The organism is Rhodoferax koreense (assembly GCF_001955695.1).
GTDB classification, from domain to species: domain Bacteria; phylum Pseudomonadota; class Gammaproteobacteria; order Burkholderiales; family Burkholderiaceae_C; genus Rhodoferax_B; species Rhodoferax_B koreensis.
Map to the genome: position 1 here is coordinate 2,477,184 of NZ_CP019236.1, position 17,649 is coordinate 2,494,832.

General features: G+C 63.7%; 20 protein-coding genes. 8 read left to right on the plus strand and 12 right to left on the minus strand.

From position 1 onward, the window contains the following. Positions 1-65: 65 nt before the first annotated feature. Entirely contained in the window at positions 66-710 is a 645-nt protein-coding gene (locus RD110_RS11740; protein ID WP_076199655.1) for a response regulator, read from the minus strand. Further along, positions 703-2,112 carry a sensor histidine kinase gene (locus RD110_RS11745; RefSeq protein WP_083686226.1) on the minus strand — a complete coding sequence of 470 codons (1,410 nt, stop codon included), beginning with the start codon at positions 2,110-2,112 and terminating at the stop codon, positions 703-705. Before RD110_RS11745 ends, RD110_RS11740 begins: the two co-directional genes overlap by 8 nt. A gap of 260 nt (positions 2,113-2,372) precedes the next feature. On the opposite strand from RD110_RS11745, the gene RD110_RS27965 reads away from it, so the two are divergent. The 4 genes from RD110_RS27965 to RD110_RS27970 all read left to right on the plus strand — a co-directional run bounded on the left by RD110_RS27965 (position 2,373) and on the right by RD110_RS27970 (position 4,474). Continuing rightward, a complete protein-coding gene (locus RD110_RS27965) occupies positions 2,373-2,723 on the plus strand; it encodes a hypothetical protein (protein ID WP_157900161.1) in 351 nt (116 codons plus the stop codon). Positions 2,724-2,981: 258 nt separating this feature from the next. Beyond that, positions 2,982-3,554 carry a manganese efflux pump MntP gene (gene mntP / locus RD110_RS11755; protein WP_076199661.1) on the plus strand — a complete coding sequence of 191 codons (573 nt, stop codon included), beginning with the start codon at positions 2,982-2,984 and terminating at the stop codon, positions 3,552-3,554. Continuing rightward, positions 3,551-4,102 carry a cytochrome b gene (locus tag RD110_RS11760; protein ID WP_076199663.1) on the plus strand — a complete coding sequence of 184 codons (552 nt, stop codon included), beginning with the start codon at positions 3,551-3,553 and terminating at the stop codon, positions 4,100-4,102. The genes mntP and RD110_RS11760 overlap by 4 nt, the downstream gene beginning before the upstream one ends. A gap of 99 nt (positions 4,103-4,201) precedes the next feature. Next, positions 4,202-4,474 (plus strand): hypothetical protein, encoded by a 273-nt coding sequence (locus RD110_RS27970; RefSeq protein ID WP_157900162.1) that lies wholly within the window; start codon positions 4,202-4,204, stop codon positions 4,472-4,474. On the opposite strand, the gene RD110_RS11765 is transcribed toward RD110_RS27970, so the two are convergent. The 10 genes from RD110_RS11765 to RD110_RS11810 form a co-directional block, all read right to left on the minus strand. Continuing rightward, complete coding sequence (locus RD110_RS11765; RefSeq protein ID WP_076199665.1) at positions 4,460-4,945, minus strand: MarR family winged helix-turn-helix transcriptional regulator; 486 nt, start codon at positions 4,943-4,945, stop codon at positions 4,460-4,462. The genes RD110_RS27970 and RD110_RS11765 overlap by 15 nt on opposite strands. Before the next feature lie 32 nt (positions 4,946-4,977). Further along, positions 4,978-5,952, minus strand: a complete 975-nt coding sequence (locus RD110_RS11770) for a PDR/VanB family oxidoreductase (protein WP_076199667.1) — start codon at positions 5,950-5,952, stop codon at positions 4,978-4,980. Continuing rightward, positions 5,949-6,995: an aromatic ring-hydroxylating dioxygenase subunit alpha gene (locus RD110_RS11775; RefSeq protein WP_076199669.1), complete on the minus strand. Its 1,047-nt coding sequence runs from the start codon at positions 6,993-6,995 to the stop codon at positions 5,949-5,951. Before RD110_RS11775 ends, RD110_RS11770 begins: the two co-directional genes overlap by 4 nt. Before the next feature lie 184 nt (positions 6,996-7,179). Beyond that, the gene (locus tag RD110_RS11780; protein ID WP_076199671.1) at positions 7,180-8,178 is read right to left on the minus strand and encodes a Bug family tripartite tricarboxylate transporter substrate binding protein; all 999 of its coding nucleotides are present in this window, start codon (positions 8,176-8,178) and stop codon (positions 7,180-7,182) included. A gap of 298 nt (positions 8,179-8,476) precedes the next feature. Then, positions 8,477-9,448, minus strand: coding sequence for a Bug family tripartite tricarboxylate transporter substrate binding protein (locus RD110_RS11785; protein WP_076199673.1), 972 nt, complete (start codon positions 9,446-9,448; stop codon positions 8,477-8,479). A 161-nt stretch (positions 9,449-9,609) separates the two neighbouring features. Further along, the gene (locus tag RD110_RS11790) at positions 9,610-10,374 is read right to left on the minus strand and encodes an SDR family NAD(P)-dependent oxidoreductase (protein ID WP_076199674.1); all 765 of its coding nucleotides are present in this window, start codon (positions 10,372-10,374) and stop codon (positions 9,610-9,612) included. Positions 10,375-10,549: 175 nt separating this feature from the next. After that, positions 10,550-11,362: a FadR/GntR family transcriptional regulator gene (locus tag RD110_RS11795; protein ID WP_083686227.1), complete on the minus strand. Its 813-nt coding sequence runs from the start codon at positions 11,360-11,362 to the stop codon at positions 10,550-10,552. A gap of 179 nt (positions 11,363-11,541) precedes the next feature. Next, positions 11,542-12,894, minus strand: a complete 1,353-nt coding sequence (locus RD110_RS11800) for a TRAP transporter large permease (protein WP_076199676.1) — start codon at positions 12,892-12,894, stop codon at positions 11,542-11,544. 2 nt (positions 12,895-12,896) lie between these two features. Next, positions 12,897-13,379, minus strand: a complete 483-nt coding sequence (locus tag RD110_RS11805) for a TRAP transporter small permease (protein WP_076199677.1) — start codon at positions 13,377-13,379, stop codon at positions 12,897-12,899. A gap of 107 nt (positions 13,380-13,486) precedes the next feature. After that, positions 13,487-14,473, minus strand: coding sequence for a TRAP transporter substrate-binding protein (locus RD110_RS11810; protein ID WP_076199678.1), 987 nt, complete (start codon positions 14,471-14,473; stop codon positions 13,487-13,489). Between RD110_RS11810 and RD110_RS27975 the strand changes: the two genes are divergently transcribed. From RD110_RS27975 to RD110_RS11825, 4 genes are all read left to right on the plus strand, one after another. Then, entirely contained in the window at positions 14,472-14,714 is a 243-nt protein-coding gene (locus RD110_RS27975) for a hypothetical protein (RefSeq protein ID WP_157900163.1), read from the plus strand. The genes RD110_RS11810 and RD110_RS27975 overlap by 2 nt on opposite strands. A gap of 154 nt (positions 14,715-14,868) precedes the next feature. Then, a complete protein-coding gene (locus RD110_RS11815) occupies positions 14,869-15,672 on the plus strand; it encodes an NAD-dependent epimerase/dehydratase family protein (RefSeq protein ID WP_076199679.1) in 804 nt (267 codons plus the stop codon). Beyond that, positions 15,673-16,578, plus strand: a complete 906-nt coding sequence (locus RD110_RS11820) for an SMP-30/gluconolactonase/LRE family protein (protein ID WP_076199680.1) — start codon at positions 15,673-15,675, stop codon at positions 16,576-16,578. Positions 16,579-16,638: 60 nt separating this feature from the next. Continuing rightward, entirely contained in the window at positions 16,639-17,628 is a 990-nt protein-coding gene (locus RD110_RS11825) for a TRAP transporter substrate-binding protein (RefSeq protein ID WP_076199681.1), read from the plus strand. Positions 17,629-17,649: the final 21 nt, after the last annotated feature.

Consider the following 17,649-nt stretch of genomic DNA (forward strand, 5'->3'; position numbering starts at 1 on the left):
GGCGGACGAGCCCGGGGCAGCGGGTACTGTTCAGGTTCGCTGGCATCGAAGCCATCTGCTCAATTTCACCTCTCGGTGCGCTTGTGCTGGGCGGCTAAAAGTGCGGCTTCCACCCGGCTGCGAACCTGCAACTTTTGCAGGATGTTGGTGACATAGTGCTTGATGGTCTTCTCGGACAGAAAGATGCGTTCGCCAATTTCCCGATTGGTCAGGCCGGAGCCGATCAGGCCAAGGATTTCGCGCTCGCGGTCGGTCAGTTCCTGCAGCGGGTCGGGCGCCTTGCTTTGAGTCAGGGTCACCAGCATTTCAGCCGCCAACGACGGCGACACATAAACTTCCCCGCTGGCAGCGGTTCGCACAACCTGCGTCAGTTCGCGCGCCGAGACGCCCTTGAGCACATAGGCTCTTGCGCCGGCCTTGAAGGCAGCAATCAATTTGTCTTTCTCCTCGGACACCGTCAGCATCACGATGTTGACCACAGGACAGGCCGTCGTGATCCGTTCCGCCGTCATCAAGCCATTCCAGCCTGGCATGCTGATGTCGAGCAGCACGACGTCGGGAAGCAGTTCTTGCGCGAGTTTTAGCGCTTCTTCACCCGAGTCGGTCTCGCCGACCACCAGCAGGCCAGGGTCAGTGCCGAGCGAATGCACCACGCCTTGCCTGAACAAGGGATGGTCATCGACAACGAGAACACGTATCCGTTCAGTCATATTTCATCTCCGGAACCACCAATGGCAAACTGACGCGAATCACGGTACCTTGCGTCGAGCGACTCAGCGTACCGAATGTCCCACCCAAGACCTCTACCCGTTCGCGCATCCCTCTCAAACCCAGTTGTCCTTCGCGAACGGCGGCCTGAGGGTCGAACCCAGGTCCGTTGTCGCCAATCACCACTTCCAGCCGGGCGCCTTCGAGCTTCAGCTCGACGCGCTGCCCCTTGCCACCGGCATGGCGAAAGCCATTCGCCAGTGCCTCTTGCAGCAGACGGTACAGGGCAATCTTGACCGGTAGCGAAGCGACACGCCCCAGCTCGCCCGTCCGCACCGCTACCTTGACGCCGGTCTTGCTCTCGAAGTCCCGCACCGCCCGGGCTGCGATCTCGCCCAGGGTCAATGGTTCAAGTTCGGGCAATTGCAAGCCGTTGCAAATCAAACGCAAATCGGCCAACGCGGAAGCAATCGCAGCGCGGATTGGGCGTAAGGTCTCGTCAGCAAACCCGGGCCCGTCAACCGAGGCGGGAAAATTGAAAAGTTCCTCTGTGACCGTTTCAAAACGCATCAGGGCAAAACCCAAATCTTGGCCAGGCCCATCATGCAGGTCGGCCGAGATGCGCCGAAGATAGGTTTCGTTCAGGGCCGTGGTACTGGCTGCTGCCCGGCGCACGCGGTCGTGCAGCAATTCATTCTGGCTGTTGAGGGCGATGAGCTGGCTGATCTTTTCATGGAGTTCCCGGCGCTGATGTTCAATCGTCTGGCTGCCTCTGCGTACCAACACAAACAGCAGCAGGAACATCACGAGGGTGGTGACGCCGACCACCAGCCAGCTCTCGCGCTGCGCGGCAGCCGAGGCGTGCATCACCTCGTCCACCGGCTGATAGAACTCAGCCACTGCAATCACCTTGCCCACGCCAGCCGCATGGATCGGAACGTAGGTCTCGACCAGCCGGCTGAACTTGCGCACTTCCAACGCGTTTTCTTCCGCTGAGAGCTTGCTGATCTCTGAGTGCACACGGCCAGCCAGCGCTTCAGTCAAACCCTCACCCAGCGGAAAAAATTTGCCGATCTGCGATGCATCGGCGCTGTACAGGATACGCCCGTCTCGGCGCCACACCTTGAACGCCACGATGCGCTTGCCGAGTTGGGTCTCTGTCAGCAGCTTGCCCAAGGCGCGCTGTTCAGCCTCGCTCAGTTCTTGTGCCGTCAGGAGAGATTGCACGTGAGGCGCGACGAAGCTGTCCACGTAGAGCCCGCTCACGCCGCCCATGCTTTCAGCGACGTTCTCCTCGACCTGGTTGCCAATCAGGTAACCGATTACAAGCATGCCGGCGAGCAACACCGGAAAGCTGATCAACAGGAACTGGCGCGACAGGCTGGAACGGGCGAAAACAAGCAAGATGAACCTCCGCCTTCAGACTACCACCCCGGGGCGGAATGTGGCAGAACAACTGGACAGGTCGGGACCAAGGTCTGAACATTTAGCGACCATGGCCCGACCCAAATCGCGACGACGGTCGGTGGCTATTGCCCGCCCCGGCAGACAAACTGCAATCAAGTGAACAACAGCGGAAGCGGCCCCAGCGGCTGCTTCCGTCAACTGTCAACCGAGAGAGGTTCACTTGCCCAGTAACGTCAAACTTTTAATGGAGATACACCATGCCTAGTTCTACCAAAGTTGCCATCCTGCTCAGCGCATTGCTCGCCGGCGCAGCGTTTACCCAATCCGCCAGCGCCACCTTGGTGATGGACCAGCCACTGGCACGCGAAGCGAGCGAAGGCGCACGTGGAGAAGGTGGTAAGCGGGGCGGCCATCCGGCCATTGATTTGAAAGAAGAGCTGGCTCGCGAAAAGAGCGAAGGTCCTCGCGGAGAAGGTGGCAAAAGGGGTGGTCATCCAGCCATTGAGGTGAAGGAAGAATTGGCCCGCGAAGCAAGCGAAGGCGCACGCGGTGAGGGCGGTAAGAAAGGCGGCCATCGAGCCATCGAGGTGATCGAACAGCTGGCTTGAGCGACGCCTTGATGTGGGGTCGAGACAACCAGCAGGACGCGCGGCCTGGCGGGGGCTGGGCTGCGAGATATACTGCTACTACCCTTGGGGAGTAGCCGGCCTCTGATACAGAGGCGCTGACGTCAACATACTCGGTGAGCACCAGCTTCCGTGGCGCCAGCAACCGCTCAGGTTGGCGAGACCAGTGGCATGCCAGCACGACAAAGATCGGGCCGTGACGGCGTGCCTCTGTCCTCGCCCGACCGAGAAAATCCCCACATGAGTTTGATTTCAATCGTCTTACTGGCGTTGGCCATGTCCACGGACGCCTTCGCCGCCGCGGTCGGCAAGGGCACCGCCCTCGAAAATCCGCGTTGGACCGAGGCCTTACGAACCGGATTGATCTTCGGCTGCATCGAGACCCTGACCCCGGTGGTCGGTTGGTGGCTCGGGTATGCCGCAGCCGATTTCGTGGAAGGCTGGGATCACTGGATTGCGTTCACGCTGCTGGGCGTCCTCGGGGTCCGCATGGTCTGGTCTGCCATGAAGCATTCATCCGAAACCGAGGAAGAAAAACCTCAACGGCATTCGTTCTGGCTGCTGGCCGTTACAGGATTCGCCACCAGTATCGATGCGATGGCGGTTGGCGTGGGTTTGGCATTTTTGAACGTAAGCATCTGGCCGATTGCGCTGTCCATCGGGTTCGCTACCTTCGCCATGGTGACCATCGGCGTCATGGTCGGCCGCGTGCTCGGCAAGTTTGCCGGACGCTGGGCTGAGGCCATCGGCGGCGTCGTCCTGGTTGGCATTGGCGCCACCATTCTCTATGAACACTTAACGGCACTCTCATGAGCACCTCCGATTTCATTCCCGGTACGTCACGTTATTCCACTTTCCTTCGCTACGCGCATTGGGTGACAGTGGTGCTGGTGTTCCTTGCGTACATTTCGATCAACGCCCGGAAGTTCCTCGAACGCGGCTCCGCTGAACGGCTGCTTGCCGTCGAGTCGCATTACCTCATCGGGATCGTGGTCCTCCTCATAACGGTCCCTCGCATCCTGGTCCGTCTGCGACAAGAGGCGCCGCCCATCCTCCCCGCACTCGGCCCGGCTTCGCGATTGGCCTCCAAAACCGCTCATCTCGCACTTTTCATGTTTCTGATCGTGCAACCGGTGCTCGGCGTCGCGTCCCGGCTGGTTTCGGGACGGGGGATTGGCATGCCTTTGACGGAATGGTCGATTCCATCGTTTGCAGTGGCCCAACCGGAGCTCGCAAAGTCATTGATTCATCTGCACGAATTCATCGGGGACGCTTTTTACTATGTCATCGGCATGCACATCCTCGCGGCGTTGTGGCATCTTCTGGTTCGGCGAGACAACGTCTTACAACGCATGGTTTAGCCATGACATCTCGATCAGGCGGCTGTCGCTCGATTGATGAACGCACCTGCCCTTAGCCGCAGCGAACACCAACGCGCGTGAGGGCGGTGAATTTTGTCCATGTATTGGCAACCGATTGCTGCATCGTCGATCGCGGGGGCACCGCTCGGCTCCTCTTCGCGTTCTTGGTACATCACGATGTTCGGGTCGCAATGGCAGGCCAATGTGCAAAGTCGGCGCGCCAGTTGGGGAGACCAGCAACGTGCGTGCGACATGGCGATGCAGCGCGCCCGCGCAGCGCAACCTGTCCAGGTGACGGCGGGACCCTCGGCCGCGGTGCTGGCAACAACATCTTTTATTTCGGGCAGCGCGTCGGCTTCATCCCTCGGCTGACCCACCACCGCCGGGCCGCAGGGGCGCCCGGCTCTTGTCGTTGTTCATGTCGGCGAACTGCTGCAGCAGGCGCATGAAGGTTTCTCGGTCTTCCTCAGAGAACCCTTGCAGCAACGTGTGCTGCATCTCGGGCATCTTGTCATCGAGGCGGCTCAAGGTTTCGCGGCCTTCCTCGGTGAGCTCCAGGCTGCGCTGGCCGCGCCCCACCTGATGGCGCACGATCCAGCCCTTGGTTTCGAGCCGCACCGCGATGGAGGCGGTGGACGAGGTGTCGAGCGCCACTTCCTGCGCGAGCGTCACCTGGTCGATGCCGGGCTTGTCGGCCAGGCATTTGAGGATCGCATATTGCACCGGCGTGACGTCGCGCCCCAGCGTGTCGTAGAACACCGACACGGCGATCTGTTGCGCGCGCCGGATCAGGTGACCCGGCTGGTCGTGAAGGCGGATGGCGGGGGCGGCGGTGTCCGGCATGTCGGCGTCGGGAGTGGGTGAGAAAGCCGTGTTTATAGATCAAGCACCAGCATGGGCGACAGCGAGCGCGAGCAGCACGGCGTGAACTGGTCGTTCGCCGCCTGTTCCTCCTCGGTGAGGTACATGTCCTTGTGCTCCGGCCGGCCTTCGAGCACCCGGGTGATGCAGGTGCCGCAGACGCCCTGTTCACACGAGGTCTGGATCTCGATGCCGCACAGCGCGAGCACCTGCACAACGGTCTGGTCCTTGGCGATCGGAATGATCTGGCCGGTGCTGGCGATCTTCACTTCGAAGCTGCCCGCGTCGGCGAGGTCCACGGGCTTGCCGGCGAAGAATTCGTAGTGGAGCTGCGTCTCGGGCCAGCCGGCCGCGCGCGCCGTGCCGAGCACCCAGTCCATGAATCCCGTGGGACCACAGACGTAGAGGTGCACGCCGTCGCGCGGCTTGCCGAGCGTGGCCGCGAGGTCGAGCTTCTGTTCGGGCTGGCCGTCGTCGAAGTGGTGGGCCACCTGCGCCGCGAACGGCAGCGACGCGAGGTGCGCCAGGAAGGCCGTGGTCGATTTCGAGCGTGTGCAGTAGTGCAGTGTGAAAGGTTCGGCCGTGGCCGCGTCGGCGCCGAGGCGCTGGGCCATGGCCAGCATCGGCGTGATGCCGATGCCGCCGGCGAACAGCAGGTGTTCGGTCGCGCCCTTGGCGAGTTCGAAGTGGTTCTTCGGCAGGCTGATCTGCAGCAGATGGCCCTCGGCCACCGCGTCGTGCACGGCCAGCGAGCCGCCGCGCGAGCCGGCGTCGCGCAACACGCCGAGCACGTAGCGGTGCCGCTCGCGCGGGTCGTTGCACAGCGAATACTGGCGCACGATGCCGCCGGGCAGGTGCACGTCGAGGTGGGCGCCGGCGGTGAAGGGCGGCAGCGTCTGGCCGTCGACGGCGACGAGTTCGACGCGCGCGATGCCCTCGGCCTCGGCCGTCTTGCGCGCCACGCGCACGGTGATGGTGTCAACCGTCATGCGGCCACCGTCGCCGGGCTTTCGACCGCAGACTCGGCCGCGATGAGCCGGTCGATGATGCGGCGCGACTGCACGCCGCCCGCGTCGATGTTAAGCATCAGCAGCTTGCGTTCCGGATGGGCGAGCAGGTTGCGCTGCTGCAACTCCAGCATCTCCATGTCCTCGGCGAAGATCTTGCCCTGGCCTTCGCGGATGGTGGCGGTGAGGGCCTTGTCCTGCGGCTTGAAGTTGCGCGCCATGCCCCAGAAGTAGTGGATGGAGGTCTCGGTCTCGGGCGTGATGAAGTCGACCACGATGCTCGAGGCCTTGTGTTCCGCGGGGGCGTCGTAGCCGCCCTTGCCGGCCAGCGCCACACCGACTTCGATCATCACGTGGCTTGGCGGCGTGAAGCGGCAGATCTGCCAGCGGTCCACCGGCTGGTCGTCGGGCAGGCCGTTGCCGCGCAGCGCCATGCGCCAGAACGGTGGCGCCTTCACGTTCTCCATGAAACGGCTGGTGACGACCTCGTCGCCGTTGGTCTTGGTGCTCACCGGCGCCTCGTCGATTTCCTTCTGGCCGATGCTGCTCGCATGCACATAGGTTTCGTGCGTGAGGTCCATCAGGTTGTCGACCATCAGCCGGTAATCGCAGTGGATGTGGTACAGGCCGCCACCGTAGGCCCAGTCCGGGCTTTCGGCCCAGGCCAGATGGTGCAGCGGCGTGGGCGTGCCGTCGCCGGGCCAGATCCAGACGAAGCCGTAGCGTTCGATCACCGGGAAGCTCTTGATCGGCGGGAAGCCGCGCACGCGCTGGCCCGGCATGGCCACGGTCTTGCCATCGCAGCCCATCTCCAGGCCGTGGTAGCCGCAGACCAGGTTGCCGTCCACCACCTTGCCCAGCGACAGCGGCGCGCCGCGGTGCGGGCAGAAGTTCTCCAGCGCGACCGGCTGGTTGGCGGCGTTGCGGTAGAGCACGACCGACTCGTTGCAGATCTTGCGACCGAGCGGCTTTTCGTCGATCTCGTCGGCCATGCAGGCCACGTACCAGGCGTTTTTGGGGAACATCGGGGGGCTCCGGTGAGGTTGAGTGAAGTAAGCATTCAGTGTGCTGAATGAGTGATTCAGTGTACTGAATGATGCTACGTCAGGTGTACTCGTTTACCCTGACGTCGATCGAGGCCACCGGTCGACCGGACGCAAAAAAGGCCGCACGCTGGCGGCCTCGAGAGGAATGCCCGGCAGCGGCCGGTCAATCCGGCTTGATGTTCGCCGCCTTGATGACCTGCGCCCATTTCTCGACTTCGCTCTTCTGGAAGGCCGCGATCTGCGCGGTCGTCATGTCGGCCGGCTCCATGCCGAAGCCCTTCATCTTCTCCTGCATCTCGGGCTTGGCGAGGATGGCGCGGATCTCGTTGTGCAGGCGGTCGACCACCGGCTGCGGCGTGCCGGCCGGCACGAAGATGGCCTGCCAGGATTCGACGGCGAAGTCCTGCAGGCCGGGCACGCCGGACTCGGCCACCGTCGGCACGTTGGGCAGCGAGGCCAGGCGCTTGGCCGAGGTCACGGCGATGGCGCGCAGCTTGCCGCTCTGGATGTGCGGGCCGGCGACCACGGTGGTGTCGAACATCATCTCGACCTGGCCGCCGATCACGTCCTGGATCGCCGGTCCCGAGCCCTTGTACGGAATGTGCGTGAACTTCACGCCCGACTTGTAGGCCATGAGCTCGAGCGCCAGGTGTTGCGAGGTGCCGGTGCCGGCCGAGGCCGACGACAGGCCGCCCGAGGACGCCTTGGCCTTGCTGGCCTCGATTACGTCCTTCAGCGTTTTGTAGGGGCTGGCCTGGTTCACCACCAGCACCACCGGGTTGGTGCCGATCAGCGTCACGGGTGCGAACGACTTGATCGGGTCGTAGCCGATCTTCGGGTACAGGCTGACGTTGATGGCGTGCGAGCTGATCGTGCCGCCGAGCATGGTGAAACCGTCCGGTGCCGCGCGCGAGGCGATCTCCGAGCCGACGCTGCCGCCCGCGCCGCCGCGGTTGTCGATGATCACCGAGGTGCCGAGCGCGGTGCCGAGCTGCTGCGCGATGAGCCGGCCCAGCACGTCGGTGGTGCCGCCGGCGGGAAACGGCACCAGGTAGGTGATGGCTTTGCCGGTCGGCCAGTTGGACTGGGCGAACGATAGCGAGGGCAGGGCGGCCGTGCCAAGGGTCGTGATGGCGGTGTGAATGAGGGTGCGGCGTTGCATGTTGTGTGTCTCCTGGTAAATCTGCTCGTATGAAACAGGCACTTCGACAGGCTCAGTGCGAACGGGGGGGCCATTCGTCCAGAGCCCCGTGCCCTTGTTACGGTCCACCTCCCTGAGCCCTGGCTACGGTTTACCCTGAGTCTTGGTTACCGTACACCCTGAGCCCGGGTTCTGGTTCATCCTGATCTCTCGTTACCGTTCTTCCCGAGCCGTGTTTACCGTTCGTCCTAAACCGTATTTATCGTTCGTCCTGAGCTCGTCGAAGGACGGCTGAGCCTGTCGAAGCGGGGTCGGCTCCCTACGGCTTGATATTCAGTTTCGTGATCAGCTCACCGAAATACACGTTGTCCTTCGCCAGCGTGTCCTTGAACACCGCGCCGTCGGTGTAGACGAAGCCCAGGTTTTGCTTGTCCATCACGTCGCGCAGCGACTGTTCATTGGCCGTCTTGGCGGTGATCTCGCGCAGCTTCGCCATGACTTCGGGTGGCGTATTCTTCGGCGCGCCGAGGCCACGCCAGGTGCCGATGGCCAGGTCGATGCCGCGCTCCTTGGCCGTCGGCACCTTCTCGAAGCCCTTGAGGCGCTTGTCGGCCATGACCATCAGCACCTTGAGCTTGCCGCCCTGCACGTGGGTGGCGACCTCGGCGGGGCTCACCGCCACGGCCTCGATGTGACCGCCGAGCAGCGACAGCACGGCCGGTGCCGCGCCCTGGTACGGGATGTGGTTGAACTTGGTGCCGGTCTTGTCTTCGAGCGCGGCGGCGGCCAGGTGCCAGATCGAGCCGTTGCCCGAGTTGCCCACGCGCACCGAACCCGGATCCTTCTTGGCCGCGGCGAGGAATTCCTCGATGGAATTCCAGGGCGCATCCGACTTCACCGTGATCGCGGCCGGGTCCGAGTTGAGCTGCGCGATCGGCTGGAAATCGTCGTACTTGAATTTGGCCAGGCCCAGGTGGGGCAAGGTCAGCAGCTCCACCGTGAGCACCGCCAGCTTGTAGCCGTCCGCCTTGGAATTGAGCACCTCCTGCCAGCCGATGGCACCGCCCGCGCCGGGCCGGTTCATCACGACGATCGGCTGATCGATGTACTTGCGGCTCGCATCCGCGAACGCCCGCGCCAGCCCGTCGGTGCCGCCACCGGGCTGGTAGGGCACGACGAGCTCGATCTGGTGCTCGGGGAACTTGGTCTGCGCGGAGGCAGGCGCGGCCATGACGAAGGCGAGCGCCGCAACGGCGAACAGCCCGGCGATTTTGTTTTTGGTGATGTTCATGATTTTCCCTGGTTGTTGAAATAAAACCGTTGGCGGCCTGCCCGACGGCTCAGGCCATCCCTTCCAGAACACCGTGGAACCGGCTCTGCCGGGCCACAGGTGTTGCCCCTGCAAGGGGTGGGCGCGTGACACGAAGTGCACGCAACCTGGGGTGTGCCTATTCAAGGCATGTATTGGCCGCCGTTGACTTCGATGATCTGGCCGGTGACATAGCCCGAGAGCTGCTCCGACGCCAGGAACAGGAACGCACCCACGCATTCCTCGCTCGTGCCGAGCCGCCCCATCGGGATGCTGTTCTTGAAGGTCTCGAGCATCTGCGGCGTCGAGAAACGGTCCTGGAACGGCGTGAGGATCACACCCGGTGCGACCGCATTCACGCGGATGCGATCGGGCGCCAGTTCCTTGGCCAGGCCGTGGGTGGCCGTGCTCACGAAACCCTTGGCGCCGGCGTAGAGGTAGGCGCCGGGGCCGCCACCGTTGCGCGCGGCCACGGAGGTCACGTTGATGATGTTGCCGCCGCCGCCCTGGGCGCGCATCTGCGGCACCACCTCGCGGCAGAACGCCAGCACCGAGCGGGCGTTGATGTGCAGGATCTCGTCGAACAGCGCGTCGGTGAATTCGGCGATCGGCGCGCGCTTGACGAGGCTGCCGGCGTTGTTCACCAGGATGTCGATGCGGCCGAAGGCCTGCACGCTGGCCGCCACGCAGGCGGTGATGGCCGCGCTGTCGCGCACATCGGCCTGGACCGCCACGGCGTGGCCGCCGGCGGCCTTGATCTCGGCCACCACGGCCTGGGCCGGGGCTTCCGACTGGTTGTAATGCACCACGACCTTGGCGCCGCGTGCGCCCAGTGCCTTGGCCACGGCGGCGCCGATGCCGGTACTGGCGCCGGTGACGAGCGCGACCTTGCCTTTGATGTCTTCCATGGCCTGAACTTTCTTCAACAAAGGGAGATTGCGAAAGACGAATTCGCAGGACGGCACCGAAGGCGGAGGCCTTTAGTGCCACATTGATCAGTCATCGTACAACCAATGCCACCAATTTTCTCCAGGGAAAACCCTGGACGGCCCGGTCCATCGCGCGGTTCTTCGGGACTGGGCGTCAGTCCTTCAGCGCGGTCTCGGGCGACTGGCTCTTGCGCAGCCGCTCGCGGCTGTTGGACAGGTGGGTGCGCATCGCGGCGCGCGCGGATTCCGAGTCCTGCTGGCGGATCGCGGCGAAGATGCTCTCGTGTTCGCCGTGCACGCGTTGCAGGTAGGCGAGCCGGCCCTCGGGGGCGTTTTGCAGCGTGTTGACCCGGGTGCGCGGAATGATCATCGTGCCCAGGTAGGTCATGAGGTCGGCGAAATGCTGGTTGCCGGTGGAGCGCGCGACCTCCATGTGGAACTGGAAGTCGGACGGCACCGCGTCTTGGTCGTTCAGGATGGCATCCTGGAAACCCTTGAGCGCGAGTTCGAGCTGCTGCAGATTGGCGTCCGTGCGGCGTTGTGCGGCCAGGCCGGCGGCTTCGGTCTCGAGGCTGATGCGCAGTTCGAGCAGGGCGATGACGTCGGCCACGGTGGCGAAGTCCTCGGGGGCGATCTTGAAGTTGCCGGCCTCGGGTGGGGCGATCACGAAGGTGCCGATGCCGTGCCGCGTCTCGACGAGGCCGGATGCCTGCAACTTGGAGATGGCTTCGCGCACCACCGTGCGGCTGACGTCGAAACGGGCCATGATCTCCGCCTCGGTAGGCAGCTTGTCGCCCTGGTTCAGCTGGCCCTGGCGGATGCTCGAGGCGAGGTGGTCGACGATTTCCGAGACCAGGCCGCGCGGACGGCGTGCACGCTGCGCGAGGCCGTCGCTGGCGGCCGGTGGCGGCGTCGCCACAGTCGGTGTACCGGACGAGGCTGGCGTGTGAGGGGTTCTGGATTCCATCGGGTGTGAGTCTCGAAATGACGGTTTTTCTTATATGACGACGTACGACTGATGTGTCCAGTAGCCGTTTACTTTAGCAAAGGCAACGCAAATGTCCAGATGCAAGGCGCCCGGAAATTGAAAAGTCCCAGCCGGCGGGGTGGCCATGCTGGGACTTCGTGCCTGTACCGGTGGGCCGACTAGAACACCGGATGGCCGGTGATGATCGACGGCAGCCAGGTCGAGAAGGCCGGCACGTAGGTGACGAGATTGATCGCGATCCAGATGGCCAGATAGTATGGCCACGCGGTCTTGGTGGCCTCGCCGATCGATATGTCGCCGATCGCGCACCCGACGAACTGAACGGTCCCCACGGGTGGATGCACCAGGCCGAGGGCGCAGTTGAGCAGCAGCATCATGCCGAACTGCACCGGGCCCACACCCATCTGCATGGCCAGCGGCAGGAACAGCGGGGTGGTGATGAGGATGTGCGCGGCCATGTCCAGGAAGATGCCCAGGAAGATCTGGATGATGTTGATGTACAGCAGCATCAACCATGGTGTCTGCGTGGCGTGCAGCAGCGCGGCTTCGATCGCGTCCGGAATCTCCAGGTAGGCCATCTGCCAGCGCAGCATGTTCGACACGCCGATCAGCAGCAGGATCACGCCGGTCGTCTTGGAGGCCTTCTTCAGCGACTTGATCAGCTTGTCCTTGCTCATGGTGCGGTAGATCACGGCCGTCAGGAACAGCGAATAGGCCACCGCGATCGCGGCGGCCTCCGTCGCCGTGGTCACGCCGCCCATCACGCAGCCCAGGATCACCACGATCACCATCAAGCCTGGAATGGCGGCGATGAAGGTCGTGAGCACGGCCTTCCAGCCGGGGAAACGTTCGAGCATGGACGAACCATCCGCGCGCTTGGGGAAGCCGTTGCGCACGGCTTGCCAGTAGGCGGCGATCAGCATGCAGACCATGATCCAGAACACCGGGACCAGGCCGGCGAACATCAGGTCGCCGATCGACACGCCGCGGATCACGTGGCCATCGATGGTGCCGGCTGCGGCCTGGGCCGCGAAGGCGTAGATGATCATGTTGTGCGAGGTCGGCATCAACGCGCCGGTGAGCGAGGCGTGCGTGGTCACGTTCACGGCGTAGTCGGCGCTGTAGCCTTCGCGCTTCATGATCGGGATCATCACGCCGCCCATGGCCGAGGTGTCGGCGATCGGCGAGCCCGAAACCCCGCCGAACAGCGTGCTGGCCATCACGTTGGCCAGGCCCAGCCCGCCCTTCATGTGGCCGACCATGCTGCGCGCGAAGTCGAGGATCTTGTCGGCGATGCCGCCGTGCAGCATCAGTTCACCGGAGAAGATGAAAAACGGAATGGCCAGGAACGAAAACACGTTCATGCCCGAGACCATCATCTGCATGGCGGTGGCCAGCGGCAGGCCTTCGACCGCGAAGGTGGCCAGGCAGCTCAGGCCGATGGCGAAAGCCACCGGCACGCCGAGCGCGAGGAAGAGCACGAAGCTCAGGGAAAGTACGGCGAGTTCCATGATCAGGCGGCAGCCTTCTTGGTGAATAGCGCCAGCATGTGCTTGACGGAGAAGAGGATGATGAGGACGCCCGCGATCATCGGCGGCACGTAGCGCCAGGCTTCGGAGATGCCCAGCGTGGGGATGGTGTCGTGGCGCGTGGACGTGGCCATGTGCTCGCAGCCCCACAGCACGATGGCGGCAAATGCGATGGTCAGCAGTTCCACCACGAACAGGCACCAGAACTGGCCCTTGGCCGGCAGCAGCTTGACCACCGAGTCCAGGCCGATGTGCCCGGCGTCGTGCACGCCTGCGGCGGCGCCGAACATCGCCACCGAGATCACCAGCAGCAGGGCGACCTGCTCGACATACGGCGGCGCGTCATTGAAGGCGTAGCGCATGACCACGCCGTAGATCACGACGATGCCCAGTGCGGCCAGGCAGACGCTGGCGGCGCGCAGGGCCCACTCGGACAGCCGCGCGTTGATTGAATTGAAGAGGTCCATGGAGCTTGCTTCTCGCTGTGACATCGCCACGCAGCATGGCTTGCGTGGCCCGCGGCAGGAGCCCGGGCCACGCAAGCGGTGGACTGCTGGACGGCGGTGAAACCGTCTTACTTGACGTTGACGACCTCTTGCACCAGCGCCTTGAGTTCAGGCGTGGTGGCGAACTTGTCCCAGACCGGTTTCTCCGCGGTCACGAAGCTGGCCTTGTCGATTTCCGAGGCCGGAACGATCTTGGCGCCGCCCTTCAGCACCGCCGCTTTCGCTTCCTTCTCCTTGGCGTCCCACAGCGTGACGTAATAAGCCACCGACGCCTTCGCCGACTTGCGCAGCGCGACCTGCTCGGCCGGTGTCAGCGTGTCCCACACCTTCTTGGAAAACACCACCACTTCCGGCGTCATCACGTGCATGGTTTCGGAGAACACGCCGGCCGACTCGTAGTGCTTGGCTTCCTCGTACGAGGGAATGTTGTTTTCGGCGGCGTCCACCAGGCCGGTCTTCAGGCCGGAGTAGACCTCGGCCATCGGCATCGGCGCGGGCGAGGCGCCCATGGCCGTGACCATGGCCACGGCCAGGTCGGACGGCTGCACGCGGATCTTCAGGCCCTTCATGTCGGCCACGGTCTTGATCGGCTTCTTGGCGTACATCGAACGCGAACCGCTCTCGTACATCGCCAGGCCGACGAAGCCCGCCTTGTCGAACGCGGCCAGGATCTTGTCGCCTTCGGCGCCGTAGATGGCTTTGCGGAAGTGGGCCAGGTCACGGAAGATGAACGGGAACGAAGGAATCATCGACTCGGGGACGATGCCGTTGAACGAGGCCAGGCTCACGCGCACCATGTCGATGGCGCCGATCTTGACCTGTTCGACCGTGTCCTTCTCGGAGCCCAGCGCGCTGTCGCCGAACACCTTGATGTTGTCCTTGCCTCCGGTTTCCTTGCTGAGTTCGTCGCCCATGAACTTCACTGCCATGTTGGTGGGGAAGTCCTTGGAATGCACGTCCGCGGAGCGGAAGTTGCGGGCGTATGCCTGGCCGCTGACGGCGCAGAAGGCTGCGGCCGCGACGAGGCTCAAGAGGATGCGGCTGGGGTTTTTCATGTTTGCTCCTGTTATGTATGGATTGGTGAGCGATAGGGATGAAAAAAATTGCGCCTTCACGGCGCATCGTTTCTTCATCAGTCATCCTACAACTGAAATCGCCGCAAAGCTTAAAGGGTTAACCCTAGTGGAAAGTGCGTCGATGCAAATTCGCCGGGAATTTCTGGGTGAAGTTGGCGTAATTCAGGGGTTGTCAAGGGCGAGAAGTCATGATTTCGGCCTAGGGTTTGCCCTCGTTTGACCACAAAGCGCTTGACACCGAAAGCGGTAATTTGGAAAATTAACAGTCATCAGACAACATATAACTATTGCAACAGTCGAAGCCAGGGCACGCTGCCTGTACGTGCGCTGTTGCCAGCGAACCGTCTTTGCAAGCCATTCCGAGAGAACAAGAAATGACCATCAAACTGCACGAAAAAATCCTCCTCACCGGTGCTGCCGGTGGCCTGGGCAAGGTGCTGCGCGAAAGCCTGAAGCAGAACTGCACCACGCTGCGGCTGTCCGACAGGGCCGACTTCGGTCCGGCCCGTGCGGGTGAGGAAGTGATGCTGGCCGATCTGGCCGACGCTGACGCGGTCGATGCGATGGTGCAGGGCGTGGACGCCATCGTCCACCTGGGCGGCGTGTCGGTCGATGGCCCCTATCTGCCCATCGTGCAGGCCAACATCCTCGGCCTGTTCCATCTGTACGAAGCCGCGCGCAAGCACGGCGTGAAGCGCATCGTGTTCGCCAGCTCCAACCACGTGGTGGGCTACTACAGCCAGGGTGAGACCATCGGCATCGACGCACCGCCGCGGCCCGACAGTTTCTACGGCGTGAGCAAGGCCTTCGGCGAGGATCTGTCGAAGTTCTACTTCGAGCGTTATGGCATCGAAACCGCCTGCGTGCGCATCGGCTCCTCGTTCCCCAAGCCGGTCGATCGCCGCATGCTCGCCACCTGGCTGAGCTACGGCGACCTGCACCGCCTGATCACCGCCTGCCTCACCACGCCGGTGCTGAACCACAGCATCATCTTCGGCATGTCCAACAACGCCGTGACCTGGTGGGACAACAGCGGCGCCAAGCATGTGGGCTACGTGCCGCAGGACAGCTCCGACCAGTTCCGCGAGGAAATCTACGCGCAGACCGCGGCGCCCGACCTGAACAACCCCGCGCACACCACCCACGGTGGCGGCTTCGTCGTGCAGGGTCCGTATTAAATGAACGCTGTTCCCACCGTCGGCACGAGCCGGGATCGCGTCGGTGAGTCCCCGGTCTGGGACGTGCGCAGCCAGGCGCTGTACTGGGTCGACATCGAAGGCCAGCTGATCCGCCGCTGGGATCCAGCCAGCGAGACGCTGCAGAGCTGGCGCGTGCCCGAGCGCGTGGGCTGCATCGCCCTCAGCGCGAAGGCGGGCGGCGACGAGCTCATCGCCGCCATGGAGACGGGGGTGTACGCAGTCACGCTGCTGCCGTCGTCCGAGGTCGCGCTGCGCTGCCTGGCAAAGATCGTGCACCCCGCGCCGGGCATGCGCTTCAACGACGGCCGCTGCGACGCGCAGGGCCGTTTCTGGATCGGCACGATGGTCATGAACATGGGGCTGGCCTCGCCGCTGGGCGCGCTGTATTGCCTCGATGAGAACGGCCTGAGCGCGCCCAAGGTCGAGGCCCTCATCACGCCCAACGGGCTGGGTTTCAGCCCCGACGGTCGGACCGCGTACCTCTCGGATTCGCACCCCAGCGTGCAACGCATCTGGGCTTTCGATTTCGACGGCGCGGCGGCCACGCTGGCCAATCCCCGCGAGTTTGTCGACATGACGTCACTGCCCGGCCGGCCCGACGGTGCGGCCGTGGACGCCGAGGGCCATTACTGGATCTGTGGCAACGACGCCGGCAAGGTGCACCGCTTCGACCCGAGCGGCCGCCTCGTGGCTTCGCTCGACGTGCCGGTGGCCAAGCCCGCGATGTGTGCCTTCGGCGGCGCCGATCTCGATGTGTTGTACGTCACGTCCATCCTGCCGGCCACGGTGGCCGCGGATGCGCCGGGGCTCAACGGGGCGGTGTTCGCCCTGAAGCCGGGTGTACGGGGCTTGCCCGAGCCGGTGTTTTCGCGGTTCCCGAAGTAGTTGTTTTCCCGGTTCTCTTTCAGCTTTCCATTTTTCCAACATCCTTTCAGGAGACAAACCATGCAATCCATCCGCCGTTCTTCTTTCCGCTCGGTTGCCGTCGCGGCCAGCCTGCTCGCCGGCCTGTGCGTTTCGGCCCACGCCGTCGAGTTCCGCTCGGCCGACGTGCACAACAGCGATGAATATCCCACCGTGGCCGCGGTCAAGCACATGAGCCAGGTGCTGGCCAAGCAGAGCGGCGGCAAGTATTCGATCAAGGTGTTCAACAAGAGCGCGCTGGGTTCGGAAAAGGAAACGCTGGACCAGGTGAAGATCGGTGCGCTCGAATTGAACCGCGTCAACATCAGCTCGCTGAACTCCATCTGCCCCAAGAGCCTGGTGCCGACCATGCCGTTCCTGTTCGACTCGATCGCCCACATGCGCAAGTCGCTCGACGGCCCGATCGGCGAGGAAATCCTCAAGGGCTGCGAGAGCCAGGGCCTGGTTGGGCTGGCGTTCTACGACAGCGGCGCGCGCTCGATCTACGCCAAGAAGCCGGTGCGCAGCATCGCCGACGCCAAGGGCCTGAAGATCCGCGTGCAGCAGTCCGAGCTGTGGGTGTCGCTGGTTGGCGCGATGGGCGCGAACGCCACGCCGATGCCCACCGGCGAAGTCCTGACGGCGCTGAAGACCGGCCTGATCGACGCCGCGGAGAACAACATTCCTTCGTACGAGGGTTTCCAGCACTACGAGGCGGTGAAGGTGTATTCGCGCACCGAGCACTCGATGGCGCCGGAGATGCTGGTCATGTCCAAGGCCATCTTCGACAAGCTGTCGCCGGCCGACCAGGCCATGTTCCGCGCCGCGGCCAAGGAATCGGTGACGTTCCAGCGCCAGAAGTGGGATGAACAGGAAGCCAAGGCGCTGGACATCGTGACCAAGGCCGGCGCGCAGATCGTGACCGACGTGGACAAGGCCTCGTTCAAGACCGCGATGGCGCCGGTGTACGCCAAGTTCATCACCACGCCCGACCTGCAGCGCCTGGTGAAGGCCGTTCAGGATACCAAGTAAGACCCATGGCGGCATGAAGCC